Source organism: Polaribacter reichenbachii (genome assembly GCF_001975665.1).
GTDB lineage: Bacteria > Bacteroidota > Bacteroidia > Flavobacteriales > Flavobacteriaceae > Polaribacter > Polaribacter reichenbachii.
Genome location: NZ_CP019419.1, coordinates 1,368,248 through 1,394,020 on the forward strand (window position 1 = coordinate 1,368,248; position 25,773 = coordinate 1,394,020).

17 protein-coding genes and 2 pseudogenes are annotated in these 25,773 nt (G+C 29.7%); 9 read left to right on the forward strand and 10 right to left on the reverse strand.

Annotation, left to right across the window (positions count from 1 at the left end; genetic code table 11):
• Positions 1–73: 73 nt before the first annotated feature.
• From BW723_RS05750 to BW723_RS05775, 6 genes are all read left to right on the forward strand, one after another.
• Entirely contained in the window at positions 74–814 is a 741-nt protein-coding gene (locus BW723_RS05750) for a T9SS type A sorting domain-containing protein (RefSeq protein WP_068360961.1), read from the forward strand.
• Positions 815–1,040: 226 nt separating this feature from the next.
• Positions 1,041–2,681, forward strand: a complete 1,641-nt coding sequence (locus tag BW723_RS05755) for a tetratricopeptide repeat protein (protein WP_068360960.1) — start codon at positions 1,041–1,043, stop codon at positions 2,679–2,681.
• Between the two features lie 238 nt (positions 2,682–2,919).
• Positions 2,920–4,038, forward strand: coding sequence for a glycoside hydrolase family 117 protein (locus BW723_RS05760; RefSeq protein WP_139059111.1), 1,119 nt, complete (start codon positions 2,920–2,922; stop codon positions 4,036–4,038).
• Between the two features lie 69 nt (positions 4,039–4,107).
• Positions 4,108–5,376 (forward strand): Ig-like domain-containing protein, encoded by a 1,269-nt coding sequence (locus BW723_RS17800; RefSeq protein WP_068360955.1) that lies wholly within the window; start codon positions 4,108–4,110, stop codon positions 5,374–5,376.
• A gap of 169 nt (positions 5,377–5,545) precedes the next feature.
• A complete protein-coding gene (locus tag BW723_RS05770; protein ID WP_139059110.1) occupies positions 5,546–6,733 on the forward strand; it encodes a T9SS type A sorting domain-containing protein in 1,188 nt (395 codons plus the stop codon).
• A 284-nt stretch (positions 6,734–7,017) separates the two neighbouring features.
• Positions 7,018–7,353 carry a single-stranded DNA-binding protein gene (locus BW723_RS05775; protein WP_068360950.1) on the forward strand — a complete coding sequence of 112 codons (336 nt, stop codon included), beginning with the start codon at positions 7,018–7,020 and terminating at the stop codon, positions 7,351–7,353.
• A 40-nt stretch (positions 7,354–7,393) separates the two neighbouring features.
• Here BW723_RS05775 and BW723_RS05780 read toward each other — a convergent pair whose 3' ends face one another.
• Positions 7,394–7,807 (reverse strand): hypothetical protein, encoded by a 414-nt coding sequence (locus BW723_RS05780; RefSeq protein ID WP_068360947.1) that lies wholly within the window; start codon positions 7,805–7,807, stop codon positions 7,394–7,396.
• A gap of 246 nt (positions 7,808–8,053) precedes the next feature.
• On the opposite strand from BW723_RS05780, the gene BW723_RS05785 reads away from it, so the two are divergent.
• Positions 8,054–8,515 (forward strand): (2Fe-2S)-binding protein, encoded by a 462-nt coding sequence (locus tag BW723_RS05785; protein WP_068360944.1) that lies wholly within the window; start codon positions 8,054–8,056, stop codon positions 8,513–8,515.
• Positions 8,516–8,536: 21 nt separating this feature from the next.
• Positions 8,537–10,753 carry a molybdopterin cofactor-binding domain-containing protein gene (locus BW723_RS05790; protein ID WP_068360941.1) on the forward strand — a complete coding sequence of 739 codons (2,217 nt, stop codon included), beginning with the start codon at positions 8,537–8,539 and terminating at the stop codon, positions 10,751–10,753.
• 185 nt (positions 10,754–10,938) lie between these two features.
• Here BW723_RS05790 and BW723_RS17950 read toward each other — a convergent pair.
• A pseudogene (locus BW723_RS17950) lies at positions 10,939–11,145 on the reverse strand (histone deacetylase); the annotation flags it as partial.
• Positions 11,146–11,414: 269 nt separating this feature from the next.
• Between BW723_RS17950 and BW723_RS05800 the strand changes: the two are divergent.
• A pseudogene (locus BW723_RS05800) lies at positions 11,415–11,754 on the forward strand (single-stranded DNA-binding protein).
• Positions 11,755–12,111: 357 nt separating this feature from the next.
• Here BW723_RS05800 and BW723_RS05805 read toward each other — a convergent pair.
• The 8 genes from BW723_RS05805 to BW723_RS05835 form a co-directional block, all read right to left on the reverse strand.
• The gene (locus BW723_RS05805; protein ID WP_068360938.1) at positions 12,112–13,158 is read right to left on the reverse strand and encodes a glycosyl hydrolase family 28-related protein; all 1,047 of its coding nucleotides are present in this window, start codon (positions 13,156–13,158) and stop codon (positions 12,112–12,114) included.
• Positions 13,159–13,434: 276 nt separating this feature from the next.
• Positions 13,435–15,063, reverse strand: coding sequence for a glycoside hydrolase family 43 protein (locus BW723_RS05810; RefSeq protein ID WP_068360935.1), 1,629 nt, complete (start codon positions 15,061–15,063; stop codon positions 13,435–13,437).
• Between the two features lie 7 nt (positions 15,064–15,070).
• The gene (locus tag BW723_RS05815; RefSeq protein ID WP_068360932.1) at positions 15,071–16,267 is read right to left on the reverse strand and encodes a DUF4861 family protein; all 1,197 of its coding nucleotides are present in this window, start codon (positions 16,265–16,267) and stop codon (positions 15,071–15,073) included.
• Complete coding sequence (locus tag BW723_RS05820) at positions 16,264–17,664, reverse strand: glycosyl hydrolase family 28 protein (RefSeq protein ID WP_068361049.1); 1,401 nt, start codon at positions 17,662–17,664, stop codon at positions 16,264–16,266. The genes BW723_RS05815 and BW723_RS05820 overlap by 4 nt, the downstream gene beginning before the upstream one ends.
• 57 nt (positions 17,665–17,721) lie before the next feature.
• Positions 17,722–20,511, reverse strand: a complete 2,790-nt coding sequence (locus BW723_RS05825; RefSeq protein ID WP_068360929.1) for an endo-acting ulvan lysase-like protein — start codon at positions 20,509–20,511, stop codon at positions 17,722–17,724.
• 45 nt (positions 20,512–20,556) lie between these two features.
• Entirely contained in the window at positions 20,557–22,521 is a 1,965-nt protein-coding gene (locus BW723_RS05830) for a glycoside hydrolase family 97 protein (RefSeq protein ID WP_068360926.1), read from the reverse strand.
• 232 nt (positions 22,522–22,753) lie between these two features.
• Positions 22,754–22,924 carry a hypothetical protein gene (locus BW723_RS17835; protein WP_169835733.1) on the reverse strand — a complete coding sequence of 57 codons (171 nt, stop codon included), beginning with the start codon at positions 22,922–22,924 and terminating at the stop codon, positions 22,754–22,756.
• Between the two features lie 21 nt (positions 22,925–22,945).
• Positions 22,946–25,642, reverse strand: a complete 2,697-nt coding sequence (locus BW723_RS05835; RefSeq protein WP_068360924.1) for a T9SS type A sorting domain-containing protein — start codon at positions 25,640–25,642, stop codon at positions 22,946–22,948.
• Positions 25,643–25,773: the final 131 nt, after the last annotated feature.

Sequence of the window (25,773 nt, forward strand, 5' to 3'; positions counted from 1 at the left end):
AGTTACTTTTTAGTTTATAATTAATCTGATAAATTAAATTTACTGCACAGAATTAATTAAAAACATATACATTATGAAAAAAATTACTTTATTACTTGCATTATTTTTAACTGTAACAATAAGCTCAGCTCAAGATGTTGCTGCAGAATTAGATTGGACAAATCAGGCAGATTATATGATTAATGGCGAGCTTGTTGTAAAACCTGGAGATGTAATCAACTTTTCTATTGATTATAGTATAGGAGATTTTGGTGGTGTAGATAATACTTTTTGGTTTATCCTTTTTAAGCTTGATAGAGCTTTAGCAGGAACACAAGATGTAATAGATGGTACTTGGGAGAGTGTGCCAGACATCGCAATTACTTACCCAAGTGCAGGAACAGATGGCACAACTACAGGTAGTTTTACAGTTCCAAACGGAGTAGAATTATCTTCTACAGGAACATACGATTATAGAATTTTAACTTATTTAGCCTACTATGAAGCAGGAAATACAGATAATCCTAAATATGGTGGAGGTAATGCATCTGATAAAGTAGCTATTAAAATAATGACGCAAGCTGAAATTGATGCAACAGCATCAACCAAAGATTTTGAAAAAGAAACGAGTCTTAAAATGTATCCAAATCCTGTAGAAAATACGATTTATTTAAAAGGAGCTAACTTGCCAGAAAACTATAAAATTACCAATGTTTTAGGTAAAGTAATTCAACAAGGTAAATTCGAAAATAGTATAGATGCTTCTAGTTTAAGTAATGGTATGTATATTTTAATTTACGACAACAAAACTTTTACAAAATTCTTGAAAAAATAAGATCTTATCACATAAATTAATTTCAGCTGCATAGATTATGCAGCTGATTTTTTTTGGTAAATTTATCAAACTAAACAGAAATGTTATTATAAATCTATATTTATAAAATGAATAATTTAAATTCTTTTATTTATTAATTTCACAAAAATTGACTTTTAAACTTTATTTTTAACAAAATTTAGACTTGCTGTTTGCATAACATCAAGAAAAAGCATAAAAACTATAAATGAATATTCATAAAACATCAAATAATTTTAAGAATCTATTGTTAGCAATTTCTTTTTTGATATTTAACTTTAATGCTTTTATATCATTAGGACAAACTTCACAAAAAGCAGACCAATTTTTTAAAAAAGGACAAGAGCTAAAGCGAATTAAACCAGACAGTTCTGTGTTATATTTTAAAAAAAGTTTTGCTATTTATCTTAAGAATAAAGACACAGTTCTTGCAGTAAGAAGTTTATTAGAAAAAAGTTACATTTTTGAAAATAACGCACAATATACCAAATCTTATGACTGTTTATGGAAAACTTTATTGTTAATAGATAAAGTAGATAATCTAGGGTTAAAATCTCTTGTTTATTTAAGGTTAGGTCGTATTTATAGCTATTACAAAAGAGAAAAAGAATCTATAAAATACCTTAAAAAAGCCTTAGAAGTTCAAAAAGAATTGGCCAATACAAAAAATGGAACTAAATCTAATTTAGTACCTTATTACTATGCAATTACTGCCACTTATAGAGAATTAGATCATCCAGAAAAAGGAAAAAAATATTTAGATTCTTGTTATTATTTTTTCGATAAAAATAATGTTTTAACTAACAAAGCAAATTTAGATTTTGAGAAAGCAAATATTTTAAGCTCACAGAATAAGAATACAGAAGCTTTAGAAATAATGGAAGATATTTATCCGTGGTTTAAAGAAAATTCACCTTCTTATTTAGTGTTGTTTTATAAATATTGGGGAGATATTTATTTTGATATTAATGATTTAAATAAAAGTGAAGAATTGTATTTAAAATCATTAAAAACATCTTCTGACTTTAATAGTCATATCGATTTTTCTCCTTTGGTTTATGAACAATTAGCAGCTGTATATTTAAAAAAGAAAAACTATTTTAAAGCTTTTAAAAATATTGAAAAAGCAAAAGAATTAGATGCTAAGTTTTTTGATAGTAGAAGTTCAGAAAACTTAACTTTATTAGAAATTAAAGACGATTATAGAACAGAAAAAGAACGACAAGAAAAAATAATTCAAGACCAATATTTAAGACATTTAGAACAAGAAGAAAAAATTACAAATCTGCAGAACATCATCTTAATTGGTTCTATTATTTTCTTGTTGATATTAGGTTTTATATTCTTTAAAAATTTACGAGCTAAACACGCTGCAGAAAAAGAATTAATAAGAAAAACGAAAGAAATAGAAATACAGAAAACAAGAGAGCTTTTAGAACTTAAAAATAGAGAATTAGCAGCTTCTGCATTACAATTAATAGAAAAAGACGAATTTTTAAAAGACTTAAAAACTAAAGTTAGAGAAGGAGGCGAAAAAGTAAAAATACACGAGTTAAATAAAGTTTTAAGATCTGTTTCTGTAAATAATAATAAAAATTGGGAAGAATTTAGAGCGCGTTTTATAGAAGTAAATAAAGATTTTTACAATCAAATTTTTGAGAAATTCCCGAATTTAAGTCAAGGAGATCAAAAGATATGTGCTTTAATAAAATTAAATTTTTCGAGTAAAGAAATGGCTAGACTTTTAGGTATTTCTGTAGAATCTGTACACACAGTTAGGCATAGAATTAGAAAAAAAATGAAGTTACCAAGAAGTGTTAACTTAGAAGATTATATAAATTCTTTGTAGTTATTTTTCTGATTATAAATATTTTAACTTGATAAAAACTTGCTGTAAAGTTTTTGTCAAGTTTTTTTTATTTCTATACATTTCATTTCTACTATTTTTAAATTTCAACTTTTGGTGTAGTCATTAATTTAAACATATCGTATGTATTAAAGTCTATTTGTTATTTTAAAAATAGAATAATACATAGAACTTTGATAAGTTAATTATACCAATATTAAAACAAAGAAAAGCTTACCCAATGCGCATAGAAATAACAGACGAACAAAAAGATTTTTTAGGAATTACTAATAAAGATAAATTAAGTGCCGCAAGTAAAAGAGCTTTACAATGGCCCAAAGATTTAAGTAACGATTGGTTTTTTGATTACAAAGTAGAAGATTTAAAAGGCGATTTAACTTATGAAGAAGGTGTTGTAAGAAGAGATCCAAGTGCCTTAATTAAGTTCGATAATAAATATTTCGTCTGGTATTCTAGATCTACTGGTGCAACAGACGGTTTTGCTGGTAATATTTCTACGGATAAAGTTTTTCCTTGGGATAGATGCGATTTGTGGTTTGCCACTTCTAATGATGGAATTACTTGGAAAGAAGAAGGTTTAGCTGTAGCAAGAGGAGTAGAAGGTAGTTATGATGATAGATCTATTTTTACTCCAGAAATTATGGAATATGAAGGGGTATATTATTTGTCATATCAAACCATAAAAGGCGATTATACTGTAAGAGTAAAAAACGAAGTTGGTTTGGCTTGGTCTAATTCGCCTTATGGACCTTGGACAAAAAGCGAAGAACCTATCTTAAAACCAGCCAACAACGGGGTTTGGAAAGGCGATTCACAAAATAGATTTTTAGTAGAAAAAAAGGGCGATTTCGATAGTCATAAAGTGCATGATCCTTGTATAATTCCTTACAATAATAAATTCTATTTGTATTACAAAGGTGAGCAAATGGGCGAAGCGATTACGTTTGGAGGTAGGCAAATAAGACATGGAGTTGCTATTGCAAATCATCCAAAAGGCCCATATATAAAATCTGAATACAATCCAATTTCTAACAGTGGTCATGAAATTTGCGTTTGGCCATATAATGGAGGCGTTTCTTCTTTAATTACTACAGATGGCCCAGAAAAAAATACCTTACAATGGTCTCCAGACGGAATTAATTTTGACATAAAGAGTGTAGTAAAAGGTGCTCCGCATGCAATTGGTTTAAACAGAACTGTAGATGCAGATATACACCCAACTCATATTTTAAGATGGGGATTAACCCATGAATATATGAATGATGATTATCAATATATAAGAAGGTTTACTACCTGGAAAATGACACATCACGTGGCTAAAGGAGAAAGTGGAGAATAAGAAATTCCAGATTATTTTCAATAAAATTCCATTCACATTAAAATAATAGAAAATTAAAACAGAATACCAATGTCATCAAAAAAGAATTTAATAATACTTATTTTTTTATCAATATTTTTAACAAACTGTAGTAGTTCAGCAACAACAGCAGAAGAGGTTTTACCAATAGACGATGCACCTACAGCTGCAAACGATTCATTTTCTGTAGAAGAAAATAGTACTGCAGGTACATTAAACCAAATAGATGTTTCTACAAACGATAATTTAGGTGATGATGGTGGAGATACTGATAATTACAGTATAAAAACAACTACTACAGAAGGTTCACTTACAGAAATTAGTGATGGTATTTTTGAATATATTCCTAATGTAGATTTTTTTGGTACTGATGAATTTACTTATCAATTATCAGATTCAGATGGAGATACAGTAAATGCAACTGTATCAATTACTGTAAATGAATTTGTGCCATTAGCTTCATCTTTTGATAATATAGATCCAAATTATCCATCATTTACATCCATAGAAGACACAACACCAGATGATAAAAAATGGGTAAAATTAGAAGCAATGTCAGATGAATTTGATACCTGGGATGCTAATAAATGGTTTAAATCTACGTGGAATTATGGAGAGCCCGTTTTTATGTCTAAATCTGATGATAATTCTGGTGTAGCAGATGGTAACCTTTGGATAAAAGCCACTTTAAACGAAAGTAATGTTGATGGTAGATGGTTTCAAACAGCAAGAATTCACTCAAAAGCAGAAACAAAATACCCTATGTATACAGAGGCTAGAATAAGAACTGCACACATTTCTGCATATAATACCTATTGGTTAAATAATGGAAATAGTACAGATAGAGACGAAATAGATATTATAGAAAACAACTCAAATCCTTCTTGTACAGATTGCGAAGCAGAAATATATCCTGTACAAATGAACTCGCAATATTTTCATGCAGATTCAAATTTAAATCCTGTAGTAATTCGAAATTATGGTAAATCTTTGCGCTCAGATTTATCAGCAACAAACCCTTTAATTGATAAGGGTTGGAACGAAGCTTACCATACTTATGGAGTTTGGTGGAAAGACGAAAAGAACATTCAGTTTTATTTAAATGGAGAACCAGCAGGTAGTGTAGTTGTTGGCGAAGATAAATCTGGACAAACTTACGAGAGCAGAGTTTTTACAAGAGATTTAGAAATTATTTTTGATTTATGGACCAGCAAAGATGGTTGGTTAGGTGGTTTACCAGCAAAAAGCGATTTAGGTGATAATTCTATAAATACAATGCGTGTAGATTGGGTAAGAACTTGGAAGCTAGAAGATAAGTAAGTTGTTAGTTTTTATTTCTTTTGATATAATGTGTTTTTATAAAAAATACTGATATATAGTGTGTTAGTTGTTTTTGTAAAGTTTAAATACAGATTATTTCTGCTTTCTCTTAACATCACTTTTATCCTTTAGATATTATTTTTGAAAACAATCTAAAGGATAAATGAAAATGAACAAAACAAAACAATTTTTAGGGTTAATTCTATTTTTTATATCAGCATCAATTTTTAGTCAAGATTGGAATGGAGTTGCAATACCTGTTACACTTTCTGGTGGCGATACTTGGGTTTTGCAAACAGATGTTTCAGACGATTTTAATTATTCTGCTCCTGCAGCAAATAAAGGAACCACGTTTACTTCTAAATGGGACGATTTTTATCATAATGGATGGTCTGGACCAGGTTCTACAGTTTGGACTCGACAACATTCATCCGTAGAAAATGGCGAACTCAAATTAACAGCAACAAGATATCAATCTAATAAAATTAATTCAGGCGCAATACATTCTAATTCAACAGTGCAATATCCTATTTATATAGAAGCTAAAATAAAAGTAATGAATTCGGTTTTAGCAAACGGAGCTTGGTTATTAAGCCCAGATGATACACAAGAAATCGATTTTATGGAAGGTTATGGAGCAACTTATTCAGATAGTGCTAAAGAAGATCTTACTTGGTGGGCAAAAAGAATGCACGTTAGTCATCACGTATTTATAAGAAGTCCGTTTGCAGATTGGCAACCAAATGAATTGGCTAATGGAAATGGAAACCCTGCTCCAAATCCAACTTGGATTACGAATGGAAATACACTTTGGAAAGATGATTACCACACATATGGTCTTTACTGGAAAGATCCTTGGCATTTATATTATTTTATTGATGGAGTTCAGGTAACCAAAAGAGAAGGTAAAGATCAAATAGATCCATTATTTTACACCAATTCTGTAAATCAAGGTGATACAAATAATGATACAAGAACAGGTTTGTCGAAACCAATGGATATTTTATTTACAGTAGAAGAACAAGGTTGGAGAACTGCAAATGGTAAATCTGTAGTGCCTACAGATACAGAATTAGCAAATACAGATAATCATACGTTTAAAATAGATTGGATTAGAACTTACAAACCAAGTAGTAGTTTGTCTGTAAATGATGTAAAAAGTAATTTTAATATTGATGTTTATCCAAATCCATCAAAAGAATTTATCAAAATAAATGCAAGTAAATTAATTGCAAAAATAGACTGTTTTGATGTTAGTGGTAAATTAATTGCCTCTAAAAATTATGATGATGCTTCTATCAATTTTAACCTAGACAAATTTGTAAATGGTATTTATTTTTCTAAAAATACCTGCTAATGATGGATCAATTTCTCGTCAGAAGATTTTAAAGAATTAGATATAGTGTATCTAGCTTATTAAAAACCAAAAAGAAAATTTATTTTTATCAATTTTTTTTTTAATATAGTTGTTATCAACCTCTTATTAAGTTAATTAAAGAAATAAATCAATCAAATACAAACGACTACAAACATTTACAACCGAAAGTAATTGTTTTGTAACCGAATATAATTTGTGTTGCATTGCATCTTTGCAGTGTTGAATTGAACTAATGAAATTCAATATAATTTAAAACTTATCTTATGAATACGTTAAGAAACAAAGTACAGTTAATTGGTAGATTGGGTCAAGATCCAGAAATAATTAATTTAGAATCTGGTAAAAAATTAGCAAAGTTTTCTTTGGCTACAAATGAGAGTTATACAAATGCTTCAGGTCAGAAAGTTGATAAAGTTGAATGGCATAACCTAGTGGCTTGGAATAAAACTGCAGACATTGTAGAAAAATATATTACCAAAGGAAAAGAAATTGCTATTGATGGTAAACTAACAAATAGATCTTATGAAACGAAACAAGGTGAAAAAAGGTATATTACTGAAGTTGTAGTAAATGAGTTGCTTTTGTTGGGCAATAATTAATAGTATTTAAAAAGCCTTGATTTTAAAATCAAGGCTTTTTTTAATGTACTTTTTCTAACTCTAATTCGAGTTTTTCTACCATTAATATTTCAGATTCATCAAAATAAGTTACAGAATTTGCAATTTTTATAGCAGTCTTTAAAATTAAACTTTTAATGCCATCTGTAAATAATGAAGGGTGTTCTTTTTTAAAGTCCATAAACTCTTCATAACAAGTTTCAGAATCAGAAAAACCTTCGTTATTTAACCAATCAAAAACGGTTTCTATTCGATAAGCAGCATCAGAATGATAATCATCATTTACAGAATCTATTTTTGTCCATTTATTTTTTACAATTTTTTTTAAAGTCTTAAATTCAATCTCTTCTACCACATTATCTGCTGCTGCAATAGCATAAAATAACTTCCCTAAGTTTTCATAAAAAGAGATGATTGTATTTTTTGCTGGTTTCATAATAATAATCTTTAGAATAGCTTTAACTCTAAGTAAGCTATTATTTTAATTGCTTAAAATTAAAGTAAATATTCCGTTTTAAATCTGATAAAAGTCATAGTTAAACACTCCTTTTTCTTAGAGATAAAGTACACAGCTTATAAATAAATTGTTAAAAACATCATAATTTAAGTTCATTTAACCTCAGCATCATATACAAAAAGCATTTTTTTGTAACTTACAACATCAATTCTAAAATTTACTTCTATGCCAAGTTATACATTAAACATTAACGGAAAACAACGTTCTGTAACAGTTGATGAAGACACACCTTTACTTTGGGTTTTAAGAGATGAACTTAATTTAGTAGGTACAAAATTCGGTTGCGGAATTGGGCAATGTGGTGCTTGTACAGTACACGTAGATGGTTCAGCTACAAGAAGCTGCCAAATTCAGGTTTCTGTTTTAGAAGATTTAAAAGTAACTACTATAGAAGGCTTGTCTAAAGAAGGTAAACACCCAGTACAAGAAGCTTGGACAGAAACTGATGTGCCACAATGTGGTTATTGCCAAGCAGGCCAAATAATGACAGCGAGTGCTTTTTTAAGCGAGAATAAAAATCCGTCTACAGTAGAAATTAGAGAGGCTATGCACGGAAATATTTGTAGATGTGCTTCTTATAATAGAATTGAAAAAGCTGTAAAATTAGCTGCTGAAAAATTATCTTAATCAACCTAAATCTGAAAAAAAATGAAATTTCAAATCGATACAAATTTTAGTAGAAGAAATTTTTTAAAAACATCAGCTTTAGCAGGTGGTGGTTTATTAATTGGCTTTAATTTTTTAACAGCTTGTAAGCCAGAAGCAAAAATGCCGGTAGATATTGCTAGCTTAAACTTTAACGATTTTAATGCTTTTATTAAAATTTCTGATGAAGGTTATGTAACTATTTTTTCTCCAAATCCAGAAATTGGGCAAGGTGTAAAAACAGCAATGCCAATGATTATTGCAGAAGAATTAGATGCAGATTGGAGCAAAGTAAACGTAGCACAAGGTGCTTTAGATACTAAAAATTTTAGTAGACAAGTTGCAGGAGGTAGCCAATCGATTCGTTTTAGTTGGGATGCTTTAAGACAAACAGGTGCAACTGCAAAACAAATGCTAGTAAATGCAGCAGCGTTAAAATGGAATGTAGATGCAGCAACATTAACCACTTCTAAAGGTGTAATTACCAATGCAAATGGAGATGAGTTAGGTTATGGAGATGTAGTAAAAGAAGCTGCTTTATTAGAAGTGCCTGAAGATGTAAAACTAAAAGAAACTAAAGATTATACCATAGTTGGTAAAGATGCTTTAAATGTAGATATCTATAAAATAATTACAGGTAAACCCCTATTTGGCTTAGATTATAAAGCAGAAAATATGGTGATTGCTTCTGTATTAAGACCACCAGCTTTTGGTCAGAAATTGGTTTCTTTTAATGCAGAAAAAGCAAAACAAGTAAATGGAGTAATAGATGTAATTACTATAGGCGATAAGGTAAGAGAGTTTAATAGTTCTGGAAAAAGAAGCTGGACATTTCAAATGTCTGAATCTGATAAAGTAGTTGTAATTGCCAAAAATACTTGGGCAGCAATAAAAGGGAAAAAGGCGCTTTCTGCACAATGGGAAATAGATTCTAATGTAGAAAGTTCAGAATATCATGATAAAATTTTGACTAAAATTTTAGATGGAAATAAATTAGATACAAGAAGAGAAGATGGTAATATTAAAAGTGCTTTTGCAAAAGCAGATAAAATAGTTGAGAAAACTTACCATTCTCCATTTTTACCTCATAATTGTATGGAACCCATGAATTTTTATGCTGATGTTACATCAGAAAAGATTCATTTAGCTGGCCCAGTGCAAACTCCAGAAGCAGCAGAAAGTGTAATTGCAGATATGTTTGATGCAGATAAAGAAAACATTCACATAGAAATGACAAGAATGGGTGGTGGTTTTGGAAGACGTTTGTATGGTGATTTTGTTTACGAAGCAGCAGAAATATCTCATAAAATAAATAAACCTGTAAAATTAGTATCTACTAGAGAAGATGATATGACAACAGGAGTTTACAGACCAGCCATTAAATATAGAATTAAAGCAGCTGTTAAAGATGGTGTTGTAACTGGGTATCATTTAAAAGAAGCCGCGATTAATGGAAATATGTATGGATTAATTCCTAATTTTTTCCCTGCAGGCTGTATTCCAAATTTTAAAGTAGAAACTGCAAATTATAAGAGTAACATTACAACAGGTGCTTGGAGAGCACCATATACTAACTTCTTAGCTTATGCAGAGCAAAGCTTTTTTAATGAGTTAGCACAAGAAATGGGTAAAGACCATACAGAGTTGCTGATAGAATTATTACAAAATGTAAAAAATACTACAGATAAAAAGATTCAATATTCTGGTCAGAGAATGGAAGATGCTATTAAATTAGTAAAAGAAAAAGGTAATTGGGGTAAAACTTCAGAAGGAGTTTATCAAGGTTTTGCAGCATATTATAGTCATAATACTCATGTTGCAGAAATTGCAGAAATTGAACTAAAAGAGGGTTTACCTGTAATTAAAAAAGTAACTGCAGCAGTAGATTGCGGAATTTTAGTAAATCCAACAGGGGCTAAAAATCAGGTAGAAGGTGGGGTAATAGACGGAATTGGACATGCAATGTATTCTGATTTTTCTTTTAAAGAAGGTAGTCCAGAATACAAAAACTTTGATAGATATCGATTAATAAGAATGCAAGAAACACCACAAGTTGAGGTTCATTTTGTAGAAAACAATTTATCGCCAACAGGATTAGGAGAACCAGGTTTGCCTCCTGCAGGTGGTGCTGTTGCAAATGCAATTCATAATGCTTTGGGCAAAAGATTGTATAGTCAACCTTTTATAAAAGAGCTTAAAAAGAGCACTGTTTTAGGGTAAAAGTTAAATTTAGAGTAATAAAAAATGCCAAAATATATATATTTTGACATTTTCAAAGCACGAGCTTTGGGGAGGACTATCCTTGAGTATTTGTTAGGGCTACAAAAGTAATACCTAATCTTACCTTAAATTTTTGTTTTTCGTTAAGAAGGGTTCTAAACTCTTTTAGTTAAATGAGTTAGTCGTTAAAAGTAAATTTCTTGTGCTAATCGAAATGTATTAGGATGTGCATTAATAATTATATTAATGTCTTTAGAGTAACCACTTACCATAGAGTATGTTACAGGGGTTTTTGAATTGAAACAAGTTTGTAAAACAAAGCGATCTCTTTCTTTACAACCCTCAATTGTTAAGGGTAATTTGCCTAGTTTATCAGTTTCTATAACATCTACACAACCTTATTGACCATTTGCGAAATTCAACTTACCTCCAAAAAGCCCAAGCCTAGGGGCTATAACATTTATAGGAGACCACCTCAAGCAATATAGTCTAGAAAATGGTTATACTGCTTTTGAAATATCATTAGAATTAGATGTTTACAATTCTACCATTTATAAGTGGAAAAATAACCTCACAAAACCACAAGCAAAAAGCATACATAAAATAATTGAATTTATTGGGTATGACCCAAGAATTCACAAATCATTAAAAACAAAATATTATGAACTCACTTAGAAACAAAGTAAATTAATAGAAAATTTAGGTAACAATCCAGAGATTATAACATAGGACAGGAGTCTGGAAAAAAATTAGCAAAATTTTCTATTGCAACAAATGAAAGTTACAAAAATGCACAAGGAGAAAAAGCAACAGATACACAATTGCATAATATTGTTGCATGAAACAAAACTTCAGAAATTATAGAAAAATATTTAGAGAAAGGAAATGAAGTGGCAATAGAAGGGAAGCTAACTTCTAGATCTTATGAAACTAAAGATGGAGAAAAACGTTATGTAACAGAAATTATTTGTAATGAATTATTGATGTTGGGAAGTAAATAATGTGGGAGAATTTTATGTAAAAAAGAAAAAGCCGTTCTTTAGAACGGCTTTTTTATTGTAAGTCTAGTATTAAGACCTTATTCTAATTTCAGAGAAGGTTTCTTGTATAAGTAACTTCATTAGTGATAAATGGAATATCTCCTTCTTTTTTAATTAATTTTAAAGCCTTTTTGGCTGATCAGAAGTGTATCGTAAATGTTTATCTACATCAAAATTATTTACTTCAACACTATTTTTTGGGGTATTTTTGAAACCTACTAATAGTACAAATACTAGGAGTTTTATATGAACTTCATCCTAGTTTTCATTTTTATGTTTAACCTTAAAATGTGTAATTAATTATGCTTATACTTGATTTTATTGCCAACTGTTATTATTAAATGTAACGGAACCAGTTGCATAGAAATTTGTATTTGTTCCATTGCCTGTAGAAGTATTTGTAGATATATTGCCACTACTAACATTTCTAACTCTAAAACCAATTTGTCCATTGTTTTTAGTTTCGTTTTGAAATAAATCTACATTATTAATTATATAACCTGCTTCTCCTTCTACTCTTAGACCTCTAAAAAAATTGTTATTACATTTATTGTATTTCAAAATAACATCTTCTGATTGAGAGACATTAATTCCATTTGCAGTTGGAGAATTTGTCATTTCAGACTCTCTAAGATGAACTTTAAATACTCTTCTTAAATAGATGTTATGAAAATAAGTTTCTATTAAACCATTTTGGTGCAACTTAAGGTTTTTCATAAATATGTCTCGCATTCCTTTCAGGTGAATTCCCATAGAACAATTTCTTACCTCTACATCTTCAATATTTATATTCTTATTTTCTGCAGTAGCATATGTAGTTCCTTCACCAATTAATTTTATTCCAAAAATATCATCCCTAATGCTTGAGTTTGTATACGCTGTGCCAGAAGTATGATAGCTAGGTGGCAAATTTTGTTCTGATGAAATTAAGTTTCCTCTAATTTTAAAATTTCTTAAATTAATATTAACTATGGGAGATGAATTTGCTATCAAAGGTTCATTAAAACTTGTGGAATTTGGCATTATTATAACGTCATAATAATTTGCAGATGACACACCTTCTAAATTAACATTAGATTTTAATATAATTGAACTTGAAATTATATGATTTCCTGCTGCTAAATAAACTGTTCCTCCTCCTGAAGAACTCATCGAGTTAATTGCATTTTGAATATTTCCTCCAGGATAAACAGTGGTATTACTGGCTAAACTAGCTTGAGAATAATTTAAACTAATGGGTTCATTTATATCTTTTCCCTGTTTAATTTCGGATAAAATTTGTTCTGTAGTTTCATTGCAAGAATATATTAAAAAAAATAACTGAAGAATTGCTAAGAATTTAATGTTGTTTTTTAAATACGTCATAATTTAATTTTATTAATGATTAATATTCCTATAAAACTCATTAATAAAAATATAAAAACAAATAAATTATGATCTTAACTCTATAAATTATAGTACATTACACTAAAAAGATATTAAATTTAAATATAAACTAAAAATCTTAGTAAAATTAGTTTGACAAATTGTAATTGATTTTTAATAACATACTACCTAACAACAACATTAGTTTCTTCAGATTTTTTGTGATATTCTTGTAAAAATTAGTTTATTCTTTTTTATAAATGCTGACATTTAGTTTTATTTTTCTACTTTAAACCAATCAAAATCGGCATAACCACCCATTCTTACTTTATCTTCACTTACAGAAAATATGCCCATTTTTGCACTAATCCACAAATCTTTTTCGGCAATAAAACCTGTTCCGATTTCTTTAAAACGTTTTCCATCTTCACTATAATAAAATATACAACTTGCATTTGGAGCAGAAACTTCCATTCTTAAAAACACCGTATTTGACTTTAATTCTTTTTCTTCAATGATCTTTTCAGCGTTTCCATCAATAGCATTGTTACAAATTATGTGTTGCACCCAATATTTTTCATCATGATATGCTATTCCAACATATGCATATGACTGCCCCATCATAATTAACCCAGCTGTTTTACCGGGAGTATTCCATTCAGTATTTAAGGTAACCTTTGTTGTTGTTTTAAAATTTGGAGCGGGTACTTTTTGTAAAAGTAAACTAGGCATATCCCATAAATTAGGTAATTCCTTTTTACTCATAGCAAACAATCTTAAATAATCAGTTCCCGGAATTTGAGCACTCCATTTAACAGATGAATTTGCATACCATTGCCACTGCAGATCTGGTTTTCCATTATTAAAATCATCACTTTCTTTGGGTGAAGACAAAGGCATTCCTTGTACTGGTTTTCTATGTGTAATGATAGGCTCTCCTATTCCATTTCCGTCTATATCTTTCCCCATTTCTGGCCAATTATTTTCCCATAATATTGGAGTTACCCAAAGTACCCTACCATAAACTCCCTGATCTTGAAAATGTACAAACCAAGATTCTTTATCAGATGAAGTTACCCAAGCACCTTGATGCGGTCCATTAATAGTTGTACTCCCTTGCTCTAGAACAATTTTTTCTTGATATGGGCCATATATATTTTTAGACCGTAAAGCCAATTGCCATCCAGTTTCTACACCACCAGCAGGTGCTAAAATGTAGTAATAGTCATCTTTTTTATACAATTTTGGTCCTTCTACTGTATGATGATTTTTATGTCCATCAAATACATTTTTTCCTTCATCTAAAACTTGTGTTCCTTCTTTATTCATAGTTCGCATAGTTAAAACACTATTAATTCCTGCACGACTTCCTGCCCAAGCATGAACCAAATAGGTGTTTTCTCCATCCCAAAGTGGACAAGGATCTATAATTCCTTTCCCTTCTAAAACTAGTATCGGTTTAGACCATTTTCCATAAACATCATGAGTTTTAACCATATAAACTCCAAAATCTGGATCCCCCCAATAAATGTAAAATTCATTGTTATGATAGCGCAGAGAAGGAGCCCAAACCCCTTTACTGTGTTGAGGAATATTGAATACTTCCTCAGGAATTTGCTTTTCTAATGCGTAATTAACGATTTCCCAATTCACCAAATCTTTAGAATGTAATATTGGTAAACCAGGAGTGCAATTAAAACTACTGGCTGTCATATAAAAATCATCACCTACGCGAATAACATCAGGATCTGAATAGTCTGCATATAAAACTGGATTTGTAAATGTTCCATCTTCATTATCTGACTGCCAAACTTGAGATACATATTGCTGTGCAAAAGTTGACTGTATCGTTATTATTATTAAATAAAGAGCTTTCTTAATGATTGATTTATCTATTAATTTCATTTTTATTTTATTTTTCTATTGATAATATCAATGGATTTTTAACAATTAAACGTTGTCTCTCTAAGATGTCATCCCAATCCACTTTACTAACCACTTGTCCACTTTTTGTCCAAGCAAAACCTGCATAATAACTGAGCTTATTTCCTTTTGGATGAGTAACTATTAATACTTGACTTTGGTCTGGTGTTTTAGCATCATAATTTATTGATACTTTTACTAACTTTTCATCAATTACAATTCCTTCACCTACAAAAGCATCATCAATTGGCTCCCAATACCTAAACAAACCTTTTGCTTTATTTAATTTAACCTCTCCTTTTCCATCGTGTTTTGTAATTCCAATGGTATAATTAGGAACTTGTTTTTTAGAAACTAGTTTGATATCGAATTTTGAAAAATTACTTCCTAAGTCTAAGGATATTCTTTTGCTTTCTTTTACATTGTAGTCACTCCATGGTGCATAATCCAATTCAAAAACTGTTCTTAAAGGTCCTATTGCAATAGTTTTACAGGTCTTAAAGTTTTTAGAAACATATAAACTATCATTCTCCCAAATACCAATACCTCCAGTTCCTCTACTTTTTCCAACGTGATAAGGATCATACCCTTCACCATGATCTATATGATAATATCCTTCGGTTTCTACATTTTTAGCATACCATTTGTCAATAATAGAATAGTCTACTTTTTTTAACCAAAGATCTATTCCACTAGACAAGGTTCCTCCATATTCGTTTTCTTCAATTCTACGCTGTGCTTCAGGTCCATAGGTTCTAAAAGCAACTTTGTCATTTTCCCAAGTATAATCATCTGTTCTTTCTGGAACCAATCTAGAAAAAGTAACTGCTTTTGTTTCTTTAACAGTATTGATACTATCGATTACTACAACATAATTTACTGAAGCATTTGCTGGAGTTTCTGCCTGAAAAAGTAATTCATCCATTATTCCATCTAGGTTGTTATCTATCCACTGGGTAAGAAGAAAATCTTCTGTACCTTGTTTTTTTATTTTGATATGTTCTTTTTCAGTATTTTTTAATAACTCAAAAAGATTTTCAGTACCAACGGCTACAACTTCTTTACGCGAAAAATCCAAACTATTGGATACCTTTATTGTCAATTCTTTTTTTTCTGTATTGTTTTTACAACTTGAAAAAATTGCGAACACAACTATAAAATTTAAGAGTGTTAATGATTTTCTCATTTTTTAATATTTATATCATTTGTAAATTTTCCTATGGTAAAAAAAGTAGGATCTTGTGCTGAAATCACTTGACCATTAATTTTTAAGTTCTGAATCGTGACATCTTTAATTTGCTTGTCTGCACTATATCCTTGAATTAAGGATGGATTGGGAAGCGCTCCAGTATAACTAATGTTTTTAAGTACCAAACCTTCTATACCTCTACCTGGAGCAGCACTATATTTTTCATTAAAAAACACTCTAAAATTAAACAACTGTCCTTCTTGTATATTGTCTATTCTAATATCTTCATAACGGATATTCTTGATTAAATTTTTATCACTACCACTAATAGCCAAACAACCTTGATAGTTGCGATCATCTTCATCATGTTCTAAAATATCTATATTTGAAAAAGTAATATTTTGAATGGTATCTCCAACATGCTCAGCATTTCCATGTAAACCAATATTTGTAGGATGTGCAATATCTGCCCAAAGAATAGAATTCTTAATATTGTAGTTTTCTGCATTTCCGTAAAAATTCCAACGATGAGCATAAATAGCAATGCAATCATCTGAATTTCTCATAAATACATTATTTATTTCTACATCAGAACAAGACATTAAATCAATTCCATCACTCCATCCATTGCTACTAAAAGATTTGATGTTTTTTATGGTTAATCCTTTTGTTTCACCACCATATATGGTATAATGTTTTGGATTGATAAAAATTAAACCATCTATGGTTAGGTTTTTAGAATATCTAACCTCAACCCCTCTTTCTGGCTGCATTACAATTCCTCTACCTATAATTTTTACATCTTTAGCTTTATCTACTAAAAATTTAGCTTTGATAATAGCTCCACCATGCACATAAACGGTTTTTCCTGATGGAATATGATATACATCTCCTGGTTGATCTTTAGGTTGATGTACTCCAGGGCCAAAATAAATAACATTAGGATCTTCAGGATCTGGTCTATGTTTCTCCATAGGATTTGCAAAAACATGTAAATTATGGAGTTTGTCTCCATTAATTTCAACAGAAAGATTCATCGGTTTATCTAATACAAAAGTGATTTCGTTTCCATTTACATTTGATTTTACTCCAGATGATTTTGGTCTAATCTCAACATTGTTAATATTTCCATTATTCTTTCTAACCTTTACTTCTACTTTTTTATCAAAATCAAAATGAACCATTGATGCTTTTGATTTGGTATCCAAATCAACCTCAACATTATACTCAAAAAGATCTTTCCATGTTCCCTTTGGCTCTCTTACCAAAACCGTAAAATCATCATTATGTGCTGAATATTTATATCCTCCAGGAACTTCATAAATCACAAGATTTTCTTGAGCCGAAATTTGAAAGCAAATCAATGCAATAATAACTCCTATGAATTTTTTCATTGTATTTAATTCTTTAAAAAACATCTAATTATTTATCAAAATGAGATAATTTCATCATTAGTTTAACTCCATTTTAATCGCTTGAAAAGAAATAAATGGAAGATGAAAAATTACACTTTTAGATTTTCTATTGTACTTACCCACATATTCTTTACCTGAGGCATCAATCAATCTTGCTTTTTTAATTTTATGATTTACTTTTATTTTTAAATCCGTAGCCCCATCTGTTCCTAAAAACCACTGATTCTTTTCCTTTTTTAAAGAAGCAGATGCTGGTTGCCCCATCACCTCTAAAATATATTTTGAATTAGAAATTGATTTTCCTTTTCCTAAAAACAAAGTAAAATCATTATTCTTTGTAGTAATCACCCCATAAGTTCCTGTTACAGAAAACTGATTCTTAGCTAATACATCATCATTCTTTGTATTTGAAAACACAAAACTTTCTTTACCTGATTTTTCTACAATATGAATACCAACACTTTCTTCTGCTCCAAAATAATTTACTGATTTAATTTCAGTATTGCCATTTTCAGCAGGTTCGTAAATGGACACAAAAGGTCTGTTCCACGCTTCTCCATTTTGTTTTACAACCAAGGTAGGAATTGGATTGTTGTTAAATTCTTTAGGAAGTGGGCCATGACGAAATGCTGTTGATTTTGGAGACATTACAGAAAACACTTCTCTATCATCTTCTCCTTTAAACCATAAATTCATATTTACAGTACGATCTTCCATTTTTAAAGAAAATTGTCCTTTAAAATCTTCATTGGTTTTGATGGACTCCTTGTTCCACATATAATCATAGGCCATTAAATCTCCATCTCCAAAAGCTAAAGAAGAGGTTGGTTTTAATGCTAAAGGCTGATTATTTGTGTTGGATAAATTTAATTGTTGACCTAAATTATGATAAAAATACTCATGTTTATCGTCCTTATTTTCTTTTTGTTTAGATCTAAAAATATCTACATAAAAACCACCAATATCATTTTTAATAATCCCCATAACTCTACGTTGATTACTATTTGTTTCTGGTTCTAAAAATTCAACATCAGAAAAAGTATACCCCTCTAAATTCCCTTGCTTTTTTTGACTTTTTGGATACATTCCTAAAACCTTAAAAGCATGATTGCTTTTCATTTCAGGATATTTTGATTTTCCATTAACAATTACGGTATTGTGTGCAGGAAACTGTGTGTAATATTCGGCATATTCTATAGAAAAATAACTAGAACCATGTCCCATTTCTGGAGCCAATGGAAATCCCTTCCCATATAATTCCATTGCAATACCATTAGAATGCATGTGATTTCCCAAAGACCCTATCTGACTAATCATTAAAGCATCTTTTTCCTCCTCTCCCTGACGTTGTACTAACCAACTAGTATTAGGAGCATAAAATAAAGGAGAAGTAAAATCTGTTAATTTTGTTGCTTTAACATCTTCTTTGAACAGGAATGCTTCATGTGAAAATAAATCTGCTAGCTTTTTTCCAATAAACTCTTCATTGGTATCATCATTATAAATGGTTTTGTACATTTTTGTAAAGTAAATTTCGTCATCTACTTTATTATATTTTCTAGCATTCTCTATTAAATATTTAATTGGCTCTGATCTTAAATGTTTATAATGTCCATCGCCAAAAGCTACCATAAATTTATTGGGGGATAAATATTCTGCAGCCGATTTTACAGCTTGTTTTAAAACCGGAATTTCTTTTATCAAATCGATATTAAAATTACGGTCATAAAATTCTGCAAAATGAATAAAGTCGTTCAAGACATTCATAGAGTATCCTGGGCTCTCATTCCAAATTCCTGTTTTATTATCATAACCATAATCCATCAATTTTTTCATAGACCATTGTCTGGTTGATGTTTGGTTCATAATTTGATCTAAATAATAAGGACCACCTTTTCCGTTTTCATATTCGTCATTATCTTCTAAAACTAAAGCTATGTTAGATATATGAGCTGCTTGTAGCAAATTCCAGTTATTAAAACTTACGCCATTTTGAATAATTAAATCTGCCCATTTTTGTAGTGTAGCATCAAATAAATTAATTTTTTCTGAGTGCTTATTTTTAATATAATTATGTAAAAAATCGTAACAAATACTTATGTCTCCTAGAATATGTTCTTGTATAACTTCGAAGGATGAATAACCTACTAAAGTTTGATGATGTCCGTGACTAATATCAATAGGGATTTCTCTATAATAAATACCTGTTAAATATGTATTTAAAACGCCATAAGCGACATCTGCATACTCTTCTTTACCTGTATACCAATATAAAAAAGCGGCGTCTTTGGCAATGCTTAATATTTCTCGATTTATAGATTCAACAATTTTTCCTGTTTTAGAAATGCTTGTCCATTCCCAAGATTCTTTTCTGCTTTTATGCTGTAAATATAAACCTCTAAGATCGTCCATAAATGGCTTTATATCTTCTAATTTTGGTCTAATATAGTCTGTTGTATGGTTTCTTGTACCAGGATATTTAACTGTTGGTTCTGGCGCATTACCTTTTGCATGATCAAAAACACCTCCATTAATATAAACTTGTGTAGATTTTGCATTCCAATACATTTGTAATCGAGAACGAAGCCAGTCTTTATCTTTCTTGATGTTTTTTAAGATAGGTTTTAATCTATTCTCTGTTTTTGAAACTATTTTTTGTGCCCAATCTTTATTTTTTATCAAAGAATTTAAGTCTTCTTTTGTTGTATTTCTTGTTAATACTCTTGGGTGATTTTTACCTACAGATTGTGGTATTGGAAATGTTTGCGCATTGATATTAAATATCAAAACAAACAATAAAATAATATTAATAACAAAATTTCTCATACTATAGAACTCTCTTTCTTTATAAAATATTGATTGCAAAAAAAATTAAATTATTTTTTTAATGTGTATTGCGCTTCCTCCTGAAGCTTTCATTTTTATTGGCAAAACAGTTGAATTTTTAACCTTAGCTTTATTTACACCAACTTTTGTTCTTGTATTTACAGTATCATCATCATTATAAATAATTGCTTCATAATTAGAATTTTTATCTAAAAAGCTTAATGAAATATTAATTTCTCTGGCATCTGTATTCGTAATTGCACCAATAAACCAATCTTCCTTTGATTTTCTTGCTGTAACAATATATTTACCTGGTGTACCTTGTAAAACTTTAGTATCATCCCAAACTGTTGGTACTGCATCAAAAAAAGCAATTTCTGGCTCCCCTTGATAAGCACTTGGTTTATCGTACCAATACATAAACTGAATTGGACTATACATCACTACAGATAGTGCTAGTTGATGTGCATGTGTCGTTTTAATTCTATTATTATAATAACAAATGGTATAATCTCCTGCCCCAGCTAAAAAACGTGTAAAAGGCAAAATGGTATTATGAGTTGCATCTGGCATTTCTTCATTACCACGAATCCCTTCTTGTGTCATTAAATTTGGGTATGTTCTACTAAATCCTGTTGGACGATATTCGTCATGAACATCTATCATTAATTGGTATTCCGCTGCTTTTTTGACTGCATTATGCATCCAAGTAGACCATTTACTAGAACCTATTTGTACAAAACCAAACTTAATACCTTTTATACCCCAATTGCTACACTGTGTAAAAACTTCATCTAAGTTATTGGTTAAAGCTCTTTGATTAATGTAAAGAAAAATGCCAATTTCTTTTTTAGCTGCATAATTAACCAGCTCTTGCATTTTAATATCTTTGTCTTTAGAAACTGTAGTAGCATCTGAACTTACTTTCATTTCTGGACCATACCAACCAGCATCTAAATGCACATATTGTAAATTACGTTCTGCTGCAAAATCTACACACTCTTTTGCTTCTTTTGTGGTTAAATTAGACCTTATTACTTTTCCAGGCTTTATCCAAGAAGTGTTTTTTATTTGATTAGGCTGATTTAAGTTTAAAATAATATCGTTGTTCTCTAATAATTCACTTGCTTTTTCTGCCACCATAATTACACGCCATGGAGTAGAGTAGGGAGTAATTATATCTACTTTGTCGTACATTGATAAATTGATAGTATTAGGCTTTGCTTTACTTAACTTAAACTTACCTCTACTATAATCAATCATTTCTGCCTCTAAAAGTGATACATGAAGTCCGTTTTCTAAATCTAAAGTCAAAGGACGCTCTGATTCTCCTGGCCAGTTTTTTAATGGTAAATAGCTATAAGGTCCTTGTGCCCATCTTTCATAATAAGCCATTGTGTTTTTAGGTAAAGCGTAACTAGTTTGTTCTCCTTCTATATGTAAAAACAAACCATTTGAAGTTTCTGGAAAATGATAACGAAAAGCAACTCCTTCATCATAAACACGTACAATTACATCCATATTATAACTACGTCTTTTATTGTAATGTGTTCCGTTTTCTCCTTTTTCTATATGCGCTTTTTCTCCATATTTATTAAAATGTAGTATAATTTCATTATAGTTGTTTTTAACAATGTTTCTTTCTCCATAAATAGGCTTCCAAGTAGAATTTTCTGATTTATTATCAACAGATAATAACGTTAAATTTTCGCACCAAAATTTACTTGGGTCATTTTCTATAGCTAATGCAGATTCAAATAAATTATTCTGAATTAAAACACCTAACTCTGATTCTAAAACTACTTCTTGGTTGTTATAAAAAACATTATAATACATTTGAGAAGTTGTTTTACTAATTTTCTTTTGATAAAAATGAAAACTTAATTTACCATTTGGTGATGAGATTTTTTCTGATGAAATTACGTTATCTTTATAATTAGTTGAAACTTCATTTGCTTTTAAAGTTATTGTAGTTGATAAAAAAATAAGTATTAAAAAAGTTCTGAACATTGGTTTTTAATTATTTTCTATTGAGTTATTTAAACACAAAAAATTAATTCTTGTAAGTTATATCAATATTAAAAAAAAAGTATATTTTAGACTATAAACTATCAATCAATATATATCAATCAATGTTCATTAAAAAATAAAAAATTGATTTTCAATAGATTAAATGTTGCCTGTAAAACATAAAACTAGAATTAAATCTTTGAAATTTAATTCTAGTTTTTAGTGAATTATCTTAAAACCCTGTTCCAGGATCTGATGGAGCGCTTTGAGCTTGTGCCCTTTGTGGGTTTAAAATTATATAAGTCCCTAATGCTGTGAGGGCTGTATATTTACCATAATTACTAATTTTTTTTATAGCTTCTTTACGAGTAATATTCTCTGAATTTCTTTCTATTTTTTTCATTGTTTTAGTATTAATTTATAATTATTCTAAAATAATTTTCTTGTTTAATTTTCCTGATTCAAATTCTAGTTGTACAATATATATTCCTTTTGCTACTTTTGGTAAAGAAATAGTTTCAAGTCCTTTTGCATTAAAAGAGCTTTTGATTAGTTGTTTTCCTAAAACATTATAAAGTTTAATCGAAGTTTTACCATTTTTTAAACCAACTATCTTTAGTTCTGAATTATCTGTAGTATATATATTTATATTGTTCGATAGGTTTTCTGAATTTAAGTTTAAAGCATTTTGAGTAGTATGTAAAAAGAATCTACCTACACCATTTAAATCTGTATCTAAAGAAACTTTATATTGGTTACTTCTATTATTTATAAGTGTAAACGTATTTTTAACTCTATCTTCTAAATACACTTTTATATCATTTGGTAAATTAACAACATCTGCAGTAAAACTTAGTTCTTTGCCAGTTGAAGCGTTAATTCCTATTGGAACAATCATATTTTCAAAATCTGTATTTGGTAGGGATTGACGCATAAAATCTATTCCTTTATTTTCATTTACCAAATGAGAATAAATACTGAAAGTACTTGGTTCTCCTGTAAATGTTCCGATATCAAAACCTGGATCTAAACCTTTTGTTTTATCTTCTATGTAGTTAATTTCTGTTGATTTTACATTAGTCCCATCATTCATTAATAATGTAATTGTAGGTTGGCTAGCTGCTTTATATAAAGTAACACCTGTTTGTACACTTAATTTAGAAGCATCAATTGAAAAGTTATCAGCAGTAGAATTATCTGCGCTCACAAAAAATCCTTGACCTGGATGAATATAATCTGTGCTTGTTAAGGCAACATAATCCGTTCCATTCCAAACATAAACACTTTCATGTGTATCTGTTAAATTTGCTGCATTATCATTAATTAAGTCACTTACTAATATATAAGATGGGTAAGGGTTACCTAGTAAATTCCAATTATTAGTATTTTGGGTAATAGAACTTGTTAAATTATCTGTTTTTAGTGTACCCGTAAATGTTACATAGCTATTTGTTGTTGCGTCTTTTTTTATTGAAAATCCTTTTGCATTTGTAAATGATCCTGAATTTGAAGCATCAGTTGCATAGGTCCAAACTCCATTAGCATCAACTGTGTTTGTATACCAACCAATACCAATATTTGTGCCAGCACTTGAAGTATCATCTATATCATTATCCGTTATCCAAGTTCCGTTATAAGTAGCGCCAACAACTGGACTTGATAACAAATGCCAATTTGTATCATTAGCGTTTACTTGATAAGAAATGTTTCCTGTTGATGTACCTTTTACAATTAAAGACCCTCCGTTTTTTATTAAAAGAGAATTAGTGCTATTGTTTGTTAAACTAGATTCTATTTCTAATGCTTTATCTTCTTCTATGGTAACTGTTCCTGTATTATTTATTGTTAATCTTGGTATATCTAAATCTGTGGTATTTACTGTTAAAGTACCTGTACCATTAACTACAATACTGTTAACAATATCTGTAGTTAATGTTAAAGACTCACCTGAATCAATTATAACATCTTCATCTGTATCATCTACACCTAAATCATCGGCTATATCTTTTTCTGATGTAATATCTGCCAAATTAGTAAAAGTAGCAACCCAATCTATTTTATAAGCAGTAATAGAAACGTTATCTGCAATTACAAAATTAATTCTATCTATAGAAAAGTTTGAAGTACCTGTGTAACCTGAATCTTGATCTAGAATAAAGTAATATATATTATTACCTTGTTCTGTATTGCTTCCTAGAGCATTGTTACTATATTTAGATCCACCTCTATTAAACCAACCTCCATTTGCATCATGGAACTCCATTTTAAATGTTGCATCTGGTTTATCTCCAATAAATTTTACTGCTATATATTTTTCTTCTGCTGGATTAAAAGTATAAAACTTTTTTGCATCTCCACCTGCATCAAATTTTAAATCTGCACGATATTTAGTACCTGATAACCCCATATTTACATCTATATGACGATTATCTGTTATAGAATGTGATCCTGCACCATTATCTGAAACTGACCATCCATTATCTAGTTCAAAAAAAGTATTTACAAAGTCTGCTTTATCTGTAGAAGGTTCATCAGCGTCATTTGTAAGATCATCTGAAGTATTTTTATACGCTTGCAGGTCTGCAAGAGATTCAAATGAGGCAACCCAGTCTATAACATAAGTTGTAGGGTCATCAACATCTGCTATTTTAATATTTATTTTATCTACCTCTATATCTCCTGTAGAATAATTTGCATCTCCACTAAAATCAAAATAATAAATATTATTTCCTGCAGCAGTTTTAACAGGACCAGAAATAGTGTAGGCAACACCTCCATTGTTAATCCATAAATTATTGGTTGCATCGTGGATTTCTCCTTTTATGTTACCAGAATTTGGTTTATCTCCAATAAATTTTAAAGCCAATATTTTATCTGAAGTTTTATTAATGGTATAATTAGTACCTGCCAGAAATTTTAAATCTGCTCTATATTTACTGCCAGATAAGCCCATTACCACATTTAAATGGTTGTCTACAATAGTACTTGTACCTGAACCATTATTAGAAACAGACCAATCTCCAAAACTTGAAAATGGTTGATTTATACTTTCTTGTGCATAAATAAAATTTGAAATTATTAACAAAGAACACGTTAATAAAAAAAGTGATTTTTTTTTCATAAATAATAATTTAAGTTTATAGTTAGCTCAAAGTTATTATCTACACCTTATATTTTATTTAAACCATAATCTAAAATCGATAAATTATGATTCATAATGCTTTAATTTTAAGAAATTTGACTTAAATATAC

Coding starts and splice junctions, on each gene's coding strand:
- BW723_RS05775 (WP_068360950.1), top strand. CDS start 7,018: ATGAATACGTTAAGAAACAAAGTACAGTTAATTGGTAGATTGGGTCAA.
- BW723_RS17835 (WP_169835733.1), bottom strand. CDS start 22,924: ATGAAAAAAATAGAAAGAAATTCAGAGAATATTACTCGTAAAGAAGCT.
- BW723_RS05810 (WP_068360935.1), bottom strand. CDS start 15,063: ATGAAATTAATAGATAAATCAATCATTAAGAAAGCTCTTTATTTAATA.
- BW723_RS05785 (WP_068360944.1), top strand. CDS start 8,054: ATGCCAAGTTATACATTAAACATTAACGGAAAACAACGTTCTGTAACA.
- BW723_RS05755 (WP_068360960.1), top strand. CDS start 1,041: ATGAATATTCATAAAACATCAAATAATTTTAAGAATCTATTGTTAGCA.
- BW723_RS05750 (WP_068360961.1), top strand. CDS start 74: ATGAAAAAAATTACTTTATTACTTGCATTATTTTTAACTGTAACAATA.
- BW723_RS05825 (WP_068360929.1), bottom strand. CDS start 20,511: ATGAGAAATTTTGTTATTAATATTATTTTATTGTTTGTTTTGATATTT.
- BW723_RS05815 (WP_068360932.1), bottom strand. CDS start 16,267: ATGAGAAAATCATTAACACTCTTAAATTTTATAGTTGTGTTCGCAATT.
- BW723_RS05770 (WP_139059110.1), top strand. CDS start 5,546: ATGAACAAAACAAAACAATTTTTAGGGTTAATTCTATTTTTTATATCA.
- BW723_RS17800 (WP_068360955.1), top strand. CDS start 4,108: ATGTCATCAAAAAAGAATTTAATAATACTTATTTTTTTATCAATATTT.
- BW723_RS05835 (WP_068360924.1), bottom strand. CDS start 25,642: ATGAAAAAAAAATCACTTTTTTTATTAACGTGTTCTTTGTTAATAATT.
- BW723_RS05760 (WP_139059111.1), top strand. CDS start 2,920: ATGCGCATAGAAATAACAGACGAACAAAAAGATTTTTTAGGAATTACT.
- BW723_RS05830 (WP_068360926.1), bottom strand. CDS start 22,521: ATGTTCAGAACTTTTTTAATACTTATTTTTTTATCAACTACAATAACT.
- BW723_RS05780 (WP_068360947.1), bottom strand. CDS start 7,807: ATGAAACCAGCAAAAAATACAATCATCTCTTTTTATGAAAACTTAGGG.
- BW723_RS05805 (WP_068360938.1), bottom strand. CDS start 13,158: ATGACGTATTTAAAAAACAACATTAAATTCTTAGCAATTCTTCAGTTA.
- BW723_RS05790 (WP_068360941.1), top strand. CDS start 8,537: ATGAAATTTCAAATCGATACAAATTTTAGTAGAAGAAATTTTTTAAAA.
- BW723_RS05820 (WP_068361049.1), bottom strand. CDS start 17,664: ATGAAAAAATTCATAGGAGTTATTATTGCATTGATTTGCTTTCAAATT.